Annotated in this window: 10 protein-coding genes and 1 tRNA gene; 6 read left to right on the forward strand and 5 right to left on the reverse strand. The window is 42.1% G+C overall.

Features of this window, described 5'->3' with window-relative positions; genetic code table 11:
* Positions 1–832: 832 nt before the first annotated feature.
* The 3 genes from Q1A40_RS09515 to Q1A40_RS09530 all read right to left on the reverse strand — a co-directional run bounded on the left by Q1A40_RS09515 (position 833) and on the right by Q1A40_RS09530 (position 4475).
* Positions 833–1444 carry a DsbA family protein gene (locus Q1A40_RS09515; protein WP_299999552.1) on the reverse strand — a complete coding sequence of 204 codons (612 nt, stop codon included), beginning with the start codon at positions 1442–1444 and terminating at the stop codon, positions 833–835.
* A gap of 399 nt (positions 1445–1843) precedes the next feature.
* Positions 1844–2839 carry a sugar phosphate isomerase/epimerase gene (locus Q1A40_RS09525; RefSeq protein WP_299999554.1) on the reverse strand — a complete coding sequence of 332 codons (996 nt, stop codon included), beginning with the start codon at positions 2837–2839 and terminating at the stop codon, positions 1844–1846.
* A gap of 436 nt (positions 2840–3275) precedes the next feature.
* Positions 3276–4475 (reverse strand): alpha/beta fold hydrolase, encoded by a 1200-nt coding sequence (locus Q1A40_RS09530; RefSeq protein WP_299999556.1) that lies wholly within the window; start codon positions 4473–4475, stop codon positions 3276–3278.
* A gap of 670 nt (positions 4476–5145) precedes the next feature.
* On the opposite strand from Q1A40_RS09530, the gene Q1A40_RS09535 reads away from it, so the two are divergent.
* Positions 5146–6813 carry a methyl-accepting chemotaxis protein gene (locus Q1A40_RS09535; protein WP_299999557.1) on the forward strand — a complete coding sequence of 556 codons (1668 nt, stop codon included), beginning with the start codon at positions 5146–5148 and terminating at the stop codon, positions 6811–6813.
* Between the two features lie 287 nt (positions 6814–7100).
* On the opposite strand, the gene Q1A40_RS09540 is transcribed toward Q1A40_RS09535, so the two are convergent.
* A tRNA-Asn gene (locus Q1A40_RS09540) sits at positions 7101–7176 on the reverse strand.
* A gap of 260 nt (positions 7177–7436) precedes the next feature.
* On the opposite strand from Q1A40_RS09540, the gene Q1A40_RS09545 reads away from it, so the two are divergent.
* On the forward strand, positions 7437–8462 hold the full coding sequence (locus tag Q1A40_RS09545; RefSeq protein WP_299999558.1) for an LLM class flavin-dependent oxidoreductase: 1026 nt from the start codon (positions 7437–7439) through the stop codon (positions 8460–8462).
* Between the two features lie 73 nt (positions 8463–8535).
* Here Q1A40_RS09545 and Q1A40_RS09550 read toward each other — a convergent pair whose 3' ends face one another.
* Positions 8536–9138, reverse strand: a complete 603-nt coding sequence (locus tag Q1A40_RS09550) for a LysE family translocator (RefSeq protein WP_299999560.1) — start codon at positions 9136–9138, stop codon at positions 8536–8538.
* Positions 9139–9300: 162 nt separating this feature from the next.
* Between Q1A40_RS09550 and Q1A40_RS09555 the strand changes: the two genes are divergently transcribed.
* From Q1A40_RS09555 to Q1A40_RS09570, 4 genes are all read left to right on the forward strand, one after another.
* Positions 9301–9801, forward strand: a complete 501-nt coding sequence (locus Q1A40_RS09555) for an Lrp/AsnC family transcriptional regulator (protein ID WP_299999562.1) — start codon at positions 9301–9303, stop codon at positions 9799–9801.
* Between the two features lie 891 nt (positions 9802–10692).
* Positions 10693–11991, forward strand: a complete 1299-nt coding sequence (locus Q1A40_RS09560) for a GTP pyrophosphokinase (RefSeq protein ID WP_299999564.1) — start codon at positions 10693–10695, stop codon at positions 11989–11991.
* 355 nt (positions 11992–12346) lie between these two features.
* On the forward strand, positions 12347–13222 hold the full coding sequence (locus Q1A40_RS09565; protein WP_299999566.1) for a DUF6387 family protein: 876 nt from the start codon (positions 12347–12349) through the stop codon (positions 13220–13222).
* Positions 13223–13459: 237 nt separating this feature from the next.
* Positions 13460–13678 (forward strand): AlpA family transcriptional regulator, encoded by a 219-nt coding sequence (locus tag Q1A40_RS09570; protein WP_299999567.1) that lies wholly within the window; start codon positions 13460–13462, stop codon positions 13676–13678.
* Positions 13679–13700: the final 22 nt, after the last annotated feature.

Here is a 13700-nt window from a genome sequence, read left to right on the forward strand (position 1 = left end):
TTATTTTGACAATCACAATCGTGAACCATACGGTCGTGACGTGTCGACAAAAATGGCGAGATAGCTGACAGAAGAATAGAGAGTGGCATCAGAATGACGATGACGCTATGTGTAATGAATCGTTAGCCGACTGGATGGTGTCTGATTGTTCATTTCGAGCGTTTTTTAGCGCTTTTATTTTTGATGATTTTTCTTGTCTTAACGGGTTTTGGTAACAAAAAATAGAGTATCAGGAGGGGGAGCGTAAGTAATATACAAAGCATATAAATAAATAAGAATAAATTCCTGTAACACGTGTCACCGAACACTTTTTCCCAAGTTTTCTCTGACATTATTTTCAGGAATAATTTTTCCACGGCATAATAAGTATATGGATATGTTAAACCGCCGACTGTCAGATACGCAGCCACATAAGGAATATAAGGAACATAGTCGGGATAAACTGTTCCGCCATATAAGCTGGTTAAGATGCTGTACACTAAGAATCCGCAGCCAAATAATCCCCACCAGCAATGTCTTAAGTAGTATCTTAAAGTCAATTTCGTTAAGGTCTCTGTTAATTCAACGGACAGGGAATGCATCTTTTCGCGTGTTTTTTATTTCTGCCATTGGCCCAGCCATAACCCGTATCACTCAAGTGTCTCAAGCCTGCGAAAGTAAAAACGAAAAATCATTATGTTAACAATATCTATTTAAACACACCTGAGGGAATAATGGTCTTTGGTTTAGAAAATAAACACCCTCTCAGGAACCGATAAGAGGGTGTTTCCTGCCTGTCACGTTATTCATAAAACGGGCAAACAGGGCTTTCTCTGGCTTAACTATCGACAGGTTATTTTTTAATCAAAGATAAAACCAGGTCGGTATAGGCCGTCACATAACCTTCTGGCGTGGTTGCTTTCACGTCACTGTTATCGATGAGATAGCGACCCATCACATACACAGATGGAGTACTTGTCACCTTGAAAGCGTTAACCATCGCGTCCTGACGGGCAATAAAGGCTTTGACCATCATACTGTTTTTCGCATTATTATAGGTTTCAGGATCGATACCAGCCTTACCAAATACTACCGCGATATCTTCAGGCGCATTGATTGACTTGTCGCGCTGAACGGCGATAAAAAGCGGATGTTCAACTTGCTCAGTGACCCCCATCACCGAGGCAATAGCCCAGGCCTCGCTAAGCTCATGACCCAGTTTACCCATCGCGCTGACATGGTATTGTGCAACTTTTTTTCCTTCCGGTAGCGCTTTGTTAATGGTGGAGATAACCGGATATGTCTCTGTGAACATATAACAAGGTCCACAGTAAAATGAGAAAAACTCCACTACTTCGGGCGCATCTGTCACAGGAGTCTGGAGAGTGTTATAGGGTTTGGCTGATGCGCCGGCACTGAATAAAGATAAGGCCAGGAGCCCGACTGAAAAAGATAATTTTTGCATTGATTTATCCGATTAAGAGGTTGCATGGAGAGGATCATACCAGGAAGAAAAGATATATGCTTCGGAGAATGATTCTGGGGGACAGTAACAGTCAGTTCCTTAATCGCAGACAAGAAAAATACATTATTCCCTTACTTTTTTAATGTGGAGAATATTCCATTTTCACGGTTACTGGCATGGGGCATTGGTGTCTCAGTTCCGGGCCTTTGTTCTCTCAATCAGCTGAATGACATCATTTCCTGAGATTCAATTCTGCCAATGAACCGACCCCGAAGCGACTGAATGCTGTGACACAGATAGGCGAAATTTGCCAGGCGCTGGTTAAAAACCAGGTTTAAAAAGCAGGAAATAAAAAACCCTGCCAGCAGATAAGCAGGGTTTATTACATCAGGTTAAATTTTATTCTTCTTCAATCGATGACAGCAGCGCGTTCTGGATGATTTTTTGTGCTTTCAGTGGATTTTGCTCCAGCTGAGCCGCCTGCAATGCAGGAATATCAAGACGATCCAGCGCACGATAGATATGTTTGAGGAAGCGAATCGACAGATTTGCAGCCTCAACGTTATCTTCACGGAACGGGAACTGATCGAGCTGCCATACGCCGTCCCAGTTATTGATTTTCAGCACATAGAAGAACTCAAAAATTTCTGTCATATGTACAGTACCGACCACCAGGTCGTCATCCCAGCCACGCAGGTTATCGTTAACGTCCATACCAAACAGACGGCCTCTGTCGATAATCAGCTGAGCTGAATCTGCCGGTGATTCACCCGCAAACAGAGCGTGGCCGAAGTCTAACAGAATACCCACGTTATCCAGACCAATCTCTTCAATACCCAGCAAAGTACGGGCTGCTGAATCCCAGGTCATTTTTACCCGTGGTTCACGAGGTTTGTATTCAATGGCAAATTTTACGTCAGGGTTTTTGCCAGCCAGCTCACGCATGCCGTCTACGGCCAGCGCCCACAAATTTTTATGATCAACCTGGAAAGGATAATCCCAGCCATCCTGACCCGGCCAGACTTTTACATAGCTGGCGTTCAGTTCACGCACGACTACAGCCGCTTCATGCATCAGCGCGATGGCTTCAGCGCGTACTGCGGCATCCGGATGGGTAAACGCCCCGCGGGAAAATTTGCGCAGATAAATTTCAGGCGTGATACCGATAGCCTTCAAACCCGCTTCTTCTAAAGCTGCTTTGACGTCTGCAACGGTAACACCCGGTGAGAAGGGATAAGGAACATCAACATAGGAAAGATCTTCAACCTGAGAGGCGATTTTGATCTGCTCAAGCGTGCTGAGCGCCGGACCATAACCATCCACCGCATAGCGATCGACGTAGTTAGCAAAATGCCAAAGGCCTGCACCAAATTTTGGGTAATTGTATTTGCTCATTTTATCTCCAATCCGTAATCATCAGATATTATTCTTTCAACTGGTTAGGTAGTTCTGTCAGGATTTCAACCTGAGCAACATCGCATGAAAATAGATTCTCTTATGCTTGTGAATATATATTCATGCTTGAGTTTATATTTATTATTATGTCCTCAACCTGAAAATGAAACTACCTTTCTCACCAAAAAATTAGACAACGCTCGCAATTATTGCGGTTTAGATGCGATCGGAAGCGCTCTTGCGCGGAGAGTTAAAGGATAAAGCAGGACCGAATCGGTGGAAGCAGGGAGTCGAGTGCGGGTATGGTCAGAAGGCCCTACAGAGGGCCTTCTTTGTGTTATCAGCCGAAAGTCAATGAATTGATTTTCCTGTTTATTTTCGTAAATAAGCGCTGATAATCAGATATCACTTTAGCTTTGTCATCAGTCTCAAGGCCCTACAGAGGGCCTTCAAGAACGTCCGTAATAACTGACATCTGCCACTCAAAATATGGATTAAATGTCAGTCGCGCATGGATTTTTCCGGCTTCCAGGTAACCCCAGTCGGAGTACCAGACAGGGGCACCTTGCAAGCAAGCTTGCATATCCTGAGGTGACTGACCGTTCCAGCAAAATCGCGGCTGAACCTGCTCGCCATATACCCTGTTGTCAGGGGAAAACAGGATACCCATATGCGAGAACTGGCTGATATGATGCTCGGGGAGTCTGTCTTCACGTACGATAATGCGCCTGGTATCCTGAAGATGAGCGGGCGGCGTACCGTACCAGACCAGGCGACTATTTGGATGGGTAAAGCGCGTCTGGAAGATGTCGAGCAGATAGTCGGTATTCAATACGGAGTCGTGCTGTGCCACCGCCATAAAAACCGGTTTATCATAGGTGTGGTTATCCAGCAGGCTGCGGGCGACTTTGCTACTACGATAGAATTGTGCAAAACCATTGGTCGGTGTGGTGAGATAACGCACGCTATTTTGCATCGGTCTTTGTCCGTCAGGTTCGAATAACCACGGACGAAATTTAGCCACCAGAGGTGTTAACCAGTCCCACGAACTGTTTGAACGAAAACCTGGCGAGAACAGGACCAGTCCGGCGATGTCCGGTGAAGAATAGGCATACTCGAGCGCCAGATTTCCCCCGGTGGAAAAACCGCCCATATAAACCTTCCCAACCTCGCGCTGCATTGTCGCTGCCTGCTGGTGAACCACCTGACGCCATTGTTCGAATGTGACATCCTGTAGATCATCAGGGCGAGTTCCGTGGCCTGGCAGCAATACCGTGCGAACCAAAAAGCCTTGCGCAGCCAGGGCCGGTCCAATATCCGTGAATGACCACGGGGAATCGCCAAGACCATGTACCAGCAGGATACCTTTGTCAGGTGTTGAATCTGCCGGGCGCCATTCATGGGGGGCATTCGCCATCAGTTCAAAATCTGTTGTAGGCTGTTGAAATGTCCGATGCCCGCGCAGCAGCGCCAGTGTGTTTTCGCGGTAAACCGAAAATTCAACAGCATCGACCTCGGGGGCCTTGTTCTCTACGGGTGCACACCCATTCAACATGCTGATAGCGACAATGAAAAACAGCAAAAACAGTGTAGTTAAAACACGATGTTTAGCAGGAAGAATAACGGGATCAGGCATAGTGCGGCTCTTGTCAGGCGGATTAACGAATATGATAGTCAATAAGCCGAAGGATACGGTATGTAAACAGTATTATCACTCGGCTTTACTTACGTTTGAGTTCGCCGTGAGCCAGAAGTGGAGGAGGTTTGATAGCCACCCACGGGTGGCTATCAGTCATGGAGTTAAAAATTCCAGCCAACGACTGTTGAAAGCGTTACAAATGGGTCCGACAGTGTCAAATGATGAATAATGTTCTCTGTCGACGCATACTCATTCTCTATAGTTGAACGGGCATCTGAAATCAGCCCGGTCCTGAAGCTCAGTTCCGGCGCGACTCGACAGGCGGTATCCACGCAGAATTCAGTTTTCATCCGACAATAACCCGTTGCTTTACGACTCGTTGGTTAAGTTGAAGCTGCTGGTCTGCTGGTCGCTATTTCGAAAACCATTGGGATATTCTTTATATAGTATTTAAATACATGGGATCTATTTTAATTTTTGTGCTTTAAATGATATTTAAATAAAGTAATGGTGAGTGTTTATAAGAGTATATGAGTGGTTTTTTAGATTAAGAAACTGTACCAAACATAAAACTAAAGTTTTATCAGGATTTGCCGATGTGATTGTCTTCTTAGGAGCCTGCTACTTAAAACTGTTAAATGTCACCCTGAATAGGACTTTAGAATAAATGAGTATTACAAAAAAGCTTTACGCTCTTTTTTCATTGTTAGTGTCATCGTTGATTGCTTTAGTTATTGTCGTTATGGTTGTTATTACTGGAATGCAGGAACGCTTTCAGTATGTACAAGATAATGTCATTGAGTCACTTGGAGAACTAAATCAGCTTGTTGATAGTAGTAATGGTCTGACAATATGGTTGTATCGCCATCAAAGCTCTAAGGACTTACAAAAACAGACTGAAATAGAAAAAAACATTGATGAGCAAATAAACAAAATAGAATCAATAAGTAACAGCTATCTTGAAAATAACATTTATAATGAACAAGACAGGGTGATGATGGAGGATTCCGTCGCATATATTAAAAAAATTCGTGCTAAGTTACCTATTTTCATAAAAGGTTCTCGAGAACAGAATGATGCAGTTTCTCTTGGGCAACTACAGCAACCTGAAGGTGTCGGAAGTGATATTCGTGAACTTATATCTAATTATCAAGAACATTTTAAATTAAATGACCAGTTTGGAAGTGATTTCAATAATAAGAACCTGGAAATATACAAGCTAACTTTCTGGGGGCTAATTATAGGCTCGGTATTAACAATTTTGATTATTGGTATGTTCGCGGTGATAGTTATTAATGGAATTAAGAGAAGTCTGTTAGATATAAAGATTATTATGGAGATGGCTAATGCCAATCTTGATTTAACTTGCCGGGCAGATGACCATAAAAATGATGAGATTGGTCACACAGCGAGGGCTTTTAATAATCTCATAAGTCGGGTCGCCGATTCACTTATATCTGTCAGTGCTTCGGCACAATCCGTTAGTTCGGCATCATCACAAATAGCGAGTGGTAATGAAGATCTTTCTTCAAGAACAGAAGAGCAAGCGGCATCTTTGGAACAAACAGCCGCAAGCATGGCGGAATTGAATGAAACGGTCAGACAGACTGCTGAAAATACTACTATGGCGTCTCAGTTATCACAAAATGCAATGCATTTTTCTAATGATAGTAACGATAAAGTGCAGAAAATGATGGTGACTATGGATGCCATCAAAGAAAGCTCAAGCAAAATAACCGCTATCATCTCTATGATAGAGGGTGTTGCATTTCAGACCAATATTTTGGCGTTGAATGCCGCAGTCGAGGCAGCGCGAGCGGGAGAACAAGGACGAGGTTTTGCTGTAGTTGCCGGTGAGGTAAGAAATCTTGCACAGCGTTCTTCTTCATCAGCCAGAGAGATCAAAGAGTTAATCGAATCGTCTTTAGCATTGATTGAGACTGGCGTCAGCCAGGCTGGAGAAGTCAACCATAATATGATCGAAATGGATGGCGCAATACGGCAGGTATCTGATCTGGTTGATGAAATCGCTTCGGCAGCGAATGAACAGGCTCTAGGTATTACACAAGTGCATCAGGCTGTCAGTCAAATGGATGATGTTACACAGCAGAATGCGGCACTTGTTGAGCAGGCATCCTCTGCTTCACGCTCGTTGATGGAGCAAGCTGTGTCGCTAAATCAACTTGTCTCTGAGTTTATTGTTGGAAAAGACGCTACTTCAGGTTCAACATTCGTGGAGAAAAAGCAAAACTATTCATTTATCAAAAGAAATGCTTCAGATTCTTCAACAAATATAGATTTAACGAACAATGATGCAGACTGGAAAAGTTTTTGACAGCACTCATTATTATGGACTGGTTAAGTAGATTCTGAACATCATTCTATATAACTAATATTTTATCAAAGGTGACTGTCCAGGCAGTCACCAAATTCAATAATAAAGCTATTCATATATTATTAGTGAAATGGTTTACTGAATTTGGCTACTGAATAAACAATTCTACCAACAAAAGTAGTGAGTCGTAGTGTTTTTTGGTGGAAGAGGGTGAACGTAAAACAGAGGGTAAGTAATTGACAGAAAACAAAAAAGCAGACGTTGGTGAACGTCTGCTTTCTTTAAATTGGCTCCTCTGACTGGACTCGAACCAGTGACATACGGATTAACAGTCCGCCGTTCTACCGACTGAACTACAGAGGAATCGTTTGAACGGGGCGCATGATAGCGGCTTAGGATGTTGCTGGCAAAGGATTTTTTACATTTATCGTTGTAGCAGTGACACTTTTTTAAATAAATAGCAAACGAGTATAAAAGATACACTTGTTCAAATTAATTGAATCCTTATGTTAAACAAATGATATTTATTCTCATTCTGAAACGCGTAGAGTGTAATGATTACTGTCATCCGGCAGAGACGGCTTTTTACGGCTTATCTGCATTAATACGAGAGTGAAAACCCTATGAAAAATATTGGATTTTTGTCATTTGGTCACTGGACTCCCTCACCACAGTCAGGCACCCGTTCGGCAGCTGACGCGTTGCTACAATCTATCGATCTGGCGGTGGCGGCAGAAGAACTGGGGGCTGATGGCGCATATTTTCGGGTTCATCATTTTGCTCGCCAGCTGAGCGCGCCGTTCCCATTACTGGCTGCGATTGGTGCAAAAACCAGCAAGATTGAAATCGGTACTGGTGTGATTGATATGCGCTACGAGAATCCATTGTATATGGCCGAAGAAGCCAGTGCTGCGGACTTGATTTCTGGCGGGCGTTTGCAGCTTGGGATCAGCCGTGGTTCACCTGAACAAGTGATTGATGGCTGGCGCTACTTTGGTTATCAGCCCGCTGAAGGTGAAACAGAGGCGGATATGGCGCGTCGTACCACGGAAGTATTTCTGGATACATTGCGCGGGGAGGGTTTTGCGAAACCTAATCCACAGCCAATGTTTCCGAATCCCCCCGGATTGTTGCGTCCGGAGCCGCTTTCTGAAGGTTTGCGCGAGCGTATTTGGTGGGGCGCAGGTTCCAATGCTACTGCAGTCTGGGCGGCAAAACTGGGTATGAACCTGCAAAGTTCAACGCTGAAGGATGATGAAACCGGCGAGCCGTTTCATATTCAGCAGGCTGCACAAATTCGTGCCTACCGTGCAGCTTGGGCCGAAGCGGGACACACCCGCACACCACGCGTTTCGGTCAGTCGCAGTATTTTTGCCCTGATGAATGACCGGGATCGTATGTATTTCGGTAGCAGCAGCAACGACAGCGATAAAGTCGGTTTCCTTGATGAGAAAACGCGCGCTATTTTTGGTCGTAGTTATGCGGCAACGCCGGATAAACTGATAGAACAATTAAAGAGAGATGAAGCCATTGCTGAAGCGGATACCTTATTACTGACGGTTCCTAATCAGCTGGGCGTGGATTATAACGTACATGTGATTGAGTCGATCCTCAAACATGTGGCTCCGGCAATGGGCTGGCGTGATTGAAATGGTAAGAACCGGCCATATTTACCAGGCCCGTCAGGTTTCCCCTGACGGGCCTTTTTGTCTGGAATACGGATTAAAACAGCACCATAGACAAAGCCGAGAGGGCCAACATGCCAGCACAACTTTGGTTGAACCGCCTGACTAAGCGTGCATCCATCAGATACTCTTTAATCAGTGCTCCAAACCAGGCCCAGGCACCGACACAGGGGAAGCATATGGCCGCAAAAAGCACGGTGTAAAACGCGATATCGGTAAATGAAAAGACCGCAGGCAGACAGGTCGAAATAGCAACACTGGCCATTATCCAGGATTTCGGATTGATAAGCTGGAAAAATGCAGCGCCAACAAAACTCATTGGCTGTGAATGACTGGTCGCGTGTATTTCCCCTGTGCTGGCCAGGATCCTCCAGGAGAGATAAAGAATATAGGCTGCGCCGCAATATTTCATGATGACTTGAATAGCAGGAAACAAAGTGAAAATTTCATGCAGTCCCAGACCGACTAACAGTAGCATCAATGCACTTCCTGCACTGGCCCCCGAGATATGATCAAGTGTGTTACGAACCCCGAAACGGACGCTGGAAAAAAGAACCATCAGATTGTTTGGGCCAGGAGTGACGGACATTATGACCGCCAGTACCAGAAAGGAACTCAACTGCTGCGCGGTGATGCTCATAGCGTCCAATCCTGTCGTCTTTGTTGGTTGCGGTTTATTGGTATATGGGCAAAGAGCGGAGGATCTAAAGAAACCTTTTGCATATAATCTGTTTATTGAATTTTATAAATAATATTCTCATGGTTAACTGATAATATTAGTAAAACAACAGGTTTTTCGAATATGAGTAAAGATATGAACCTCGTTCAGACAAAATTGATTCAACAGCCGAAACTGGATGAGAAAGACCGAACATTATTAGCCATCCTTGCCCAGGACGCTTCGCTCAGCTACGCAGAACTGGGCCGTAAACTGCACCTCTCTGCGCCAGCGGTGCATGAGCGCGTTAAACGGCTTAAGAGTGAAGGGGTGATAACCGGCATAGTGGCCCGGCTGGACAGCACTAAAATTGACAGGCCGTTGCTGGCATTTATCCATGTTGATACCTCAAGCTGGGCGGTAACGCGTTCAATTCTCTCCCTGAAGTCACTTCCCGAGGTGGAAGAGATCCATACCGTAGCAGGCGACAGTGCGATGTTACTGAAGGTCAGAACGCAAAACACACAGTCACTTGAAGCCTTGCTGGAAGTCATTCATTCGATTGACGGCTTTACAGGGACACGTAGCTATATCGTATTAACCCCGCATCTTGAAAGAGGGCCGATTCCGTTACTCTCAGAGTAAATATGAGGTTATAAGAAAAACAGGGATAATTGAGTGCGTTGCGCAGGGAAGGGTATTGATATGAATCGAAAAGCAAAAATCCCGCTTAAGTTTCCTTAAGCGGGATTTTTTAAATTTGGCTCCTCTGACTGGACTCGAACTTCATCTGTAACTCCTGTTAATATTAGGTTTTTAATATTAAGTGTTTTTTATACCAACACTTCTGCCAACATTATTTAATCCAACCACGTATAATGTCAATTAAAAACAATTGGTTATGGCAATGTTTTATTGTCTATTGCTATCTGACAGTGCTGTTGTATTCAAGAGCATGTTGTCAGTATTTCTATGATTTTAATGTATTAAAAACAATTCATTATGAAGTTATAGGCCTGTTTTTAAATTTGTCCACTGATTGTGTTTGATATAGGTTTATGTCGAATTCGCCATGAGTGAAAATCTGTATCTAGCCAATAATTGGCCCCAGTAAAATCTGAGGCACTCATATGATATTAGATAGGCTGCTTTGAGCGAAGAGCGGCCGTTGAATTTTGCTGCTAACCTAAAAATTAATTGCTGTAGTCGCAACCATCAAACTTACCTTTCAAAATAACATTTGGTTAATAGTTTGAAGTGCTAAGTGGTCGTTTCCAAAACACAATGATTGGAAACTTGAGGCTCTAACTTATTACACAAACTTAACTATATGAAACAATTATAATATTTTAAGTTACCCTACAAGTATTTCAGAAAATGTGCTAGTAAAGCATGGCTAATTAATGTCCATACTGTAGCCTATCAGCTCTTTTCTCGCCAACAAGGTCAATACGTGTTATAAAAACATTATTAATCAGCTAGTAAATGCTATTTCGAATGATAAATAGTAAATAACAATCTTATTAGGAATAAAAGATGAAAATAATAGATCAGGATTCGATTTTTTTACAGGAGTGGGGCCTTGATTCAGCATTGGTTGAAAAAAGTGGCTTATCAGTAGACACTTTAAGGTCTATCGTACAAGACTACAAAAGCAATCAGCTAACATTACTAGATGAGGCTGAGTATATCGCAAAAAAAATTCAACGTTGTGATTCTGTACATTCTGTCCGTTGGCGTATTAAAGATACTTCCCATCTTTTAAATAAAATCATCAGAAAACTAACGGAAGATGAACCGTCTGAAAAGTACAAAGGAATAAACTCAGGTAACTACAAATCTATAATTACTGATCTTATCGGTGTCAGAGCCATTTATCTTTTCAAAAGTGACTGGAAAATCGTTCACGAACACATTTTATCAAGGTGGACAACTAAACAGGACGAATCAGTAATGATATATCACCGTGATGGTGATATTATGGATATTTATGCTGGTCATCCTGAATGCAAGCAAGAAATACACAAGCATAATTATCGCTCAATTCACTATGTTGTGCCAGCAACAAATATTGAATCTGTTCAGGTGTATTGTGAAATACAGACAAGAACTATTTTTGAAGAGGGTTGGAGCGAAATAGACCATCAGGTAAGATACCCTGATTATTCCGATGATGAAAACCTAATGAGCTATTTAACCATATTTAATAGGTTAGCGGGAAGTGCTGACGAAATGGGCAGCTATGTAAATGAACTCGTAGAGTTAATCAAAAAAAATAATAAACTAGAGAGTGAGCGGAATTTAAAAGATCAAGCGTTTGATTCTGAGAAAGAAAGACTTGAGGCTGAAATTAAAAGTCTATCTGCCAATCAAAGCAATTTCGCGGAAATGAAGAGCGCATATGATAAACTCATAGAAGTTCAGAATGAGGAAATGAAAAGTTTAAAAGAAGAACTAAAATCTAGAACAGACGAAAAAATAAAACTGAATAGGCAAAAAAACCCTGTATCAAAGCTTATTAGTCAAACTGATACGGTTAAAGAAAATGATAGATATGAGGGAACCATAAAGATACAGGTATTAAGAACTAATGACTTCGCATCTTTTGCTGGCCATTTCACTCCGGCATTAGAATCAATACCAAATGTAAGTGTCACACCAATTGAAACAACAGCAAAGAATACAATGATATCTGATTTGAGAGTTAACACTGGAGTGGGTAACACAAGAGATTTTAACGCCCATGTTTTTAATGATAAATTAAAATATATCGAGGAGGGCGAATATTTATTTTCTTTTGTGGCAAATCTAAACGAATTAACCTCACCAACTTAGTTTATCTGTCATTAGTCTTGAGTCTATTTATGTGCAGAGCTGCTTTTACAGTTCTGCGCTCCCTCAGATTTCAATCGATTCTCTCCATTACATCATTTCTATTTACAATCTGCATCCTGTTGATTAATGCAATTATATACGAGCAACTTCCGCTTCTGGCACTTAGCAGAAAAGCCGCTTATGTCATGATTCATTTTTTTAGGATAAGAGCGATTAAATGATATAGGAGTATTAGTAAGATCATATGAAATTCGTTAGTGCCCAACTTTGGTGAATTGACATCTTTTTACTTTCTCTATCGTGTTGAATAAAATAGCTTTATCAGAATTTAAAAACAAAATTAATAGAGAAAACAATGATCAAAAAAATGTCTAAAGCGGAGATTGTAGAAGCACTAAGCGAATGGTTTGATGTTAGTCGCTATGATGTGCTGAAGGGTTTAACGCTCGAACAAATTTATGCTGAGCTTGAAAGACGGATCTTTGCCTATAAAGCAAGGCAACAGTGGGAAACAGCAGGTGAAGATAATCAATTGCTGGCGATACACCATGATGCCCTGATCCGTTCTGGTCAGGTTATACGTGAGGCTAAATGGCTTTCTGATAGTCATATGCTCGCACACAGCTATGCGGTCAGGCCAATGACAAGGAATTCGTTGTTCAACTATGGAAGAGCGATGTATCGTCTGGAAAACAACGTGCCTAAAGATGATGTTTCAGTGAGTTCAGAATACATCTCTGAATACTTGAAGCAAGGGGGATTGAACCCTGCTAACAAAATGCTGATTGAAATCGATTTAGATGAAGCCAGCAGCGATGATTTGGCTGAACACTTAAAGGTGCTTATTAGTCAGTGGCAGAAGCACCTTAAGGTATCTAAGCCCCCGGAAAAAGATTTCCGTTTTGGTCATAAAACCTTTCAGAAGATACTCGATTACAAAATCATTCCCCTAATGGATCTCATCGGCTGGGAACAACTCAACAATCAGAAAATCCCTTACCCTGTTCTGGCTGGTATCCTCCATACCGACATGCGTTATGCCAGAGGCAGTGAGCAAATTAAGGACACAGATTACCCTCTGGCCTATGAGTTCTTGAATAATGATAATTATTTCAAGTCGTTAAATGACTTTTTCATAAAAAACATGCATGTGAAGAGTTCAGATATCCTTGCTGTCATCGGCATGAATGACAAACCTGAACCGAAGAAGAAAACAAGGGACAGTCGCTAAGCCTGAACATCCCCGATATTCACCTTTCATAAAAATCCCCTAAATTCACTGGTCCTGAACTTCCCCTCTGTTCGGGGCTGGTGAACCAACCTCGTTTTTTACAAGCATTATCCATACAATTATTTCCATCAAATACACATACTGAAAAACGAAATCTAACTGATTTCCCAAATCTTCAAGATTTGGTTTTGAGTATGAAATATCAAAGATATTACGTATAAAAAATAGGAGATAAATATGGTTCAAATCGTAGCAAACAAAAAACAACGTCTTATTCGTTTACCAGAAGTGGTTAGAAGAACAGGATTTGGAAAGACATGGATTTATACGCTTATTAAAGCCGGACGCTTTCCATCGCAAGTTAAAACGGGATTAAGGTCTATTGCTTTTATAGAAAGTGAGATTGATGCATGGATTGAGAAAATCATTTCTGATTCACGTCCTGTATCTGAATAAAAAATATTTAATAACAACAAGA

The sequence above is a fragment of the uncultured Cedecea sp. genome (assembly GCF_947498825.1).
Lineage (GTDB): Bacteria > Pseudomonadota > Gammaproteobacteria > Enterobacterales > Enterobacteriaceae > JGM124.

Coding starts and splice junctions, on each gene's coding strand:
- Q1A40_RS09535 (WP_299999557.1), top strand. CDS start 5,146: ATGAGTATTACAAAAAAGCTTTACGCTCTTTTTTCATTGTTAGTGTCA.
- Q1A40_RS09545 (WP_299999558.1), top strand. CDS start 7,437: ATGAAAAATATTGGATTTTTGTCATTTGGTCACTGGACTCCCTCACCA.
- Q1A40_RS09565 (WP_299999566.1), top strand. CDS start 12,347: ATGATCAAAAAAATGTCTAAAGCGGAGATTGTAGAAGCACTAAGCGAA.
- Q1A40_RS09560 (WP_299999564.1), top strand. CDS start 10,693: ATGAAAATAATAGATCAGGATTCGATTTTTTTACAGGAGTGGGGCCTT.
- Q1A40_RS09515 (WP_299999552.1), bottom strand. CDS start 1,444: ATGCAAAAATTATCTTTTTCAGTCGGGCTCCTGGCCTTATCTTTATTC.
- Q1A40_RS09525 (WP_299999554.1), bottom strand. CDS start 2,839: ATGAGCAAATACAATTACCCAAAATTTGGTGCAGGCCTTTGGCATTTT.
- Q1A40_RS09570 (WP_299999567.1), top strand. CDS start 13,460: ATGGTTCAAATCGTAGCAAACAAAAAACAACGTCTTATTCGTTTACCA.
- Q1A40_RS09550 (WP_299999560.1), bottom strand. CDS start 9,138: ATGAGCATCACCGCGCAGCAGTTGAGTTCCTTTCTGGTACTGGCGGTC.
- Q1A40_RS09555 (WP_299999562.1), top strand. CDS start 9,301: ATGAGTAAAGATATGAACCTCGTTCAGACAAAATTGATTCAACAGCCG.
- Q1A40_RS09530 (WP_299999556.1), bottom strand. CDS start 4,475: ATGCCTGATCCCGTTATTCTTCCTGCTAAACATCGTGTTTTAACTACA.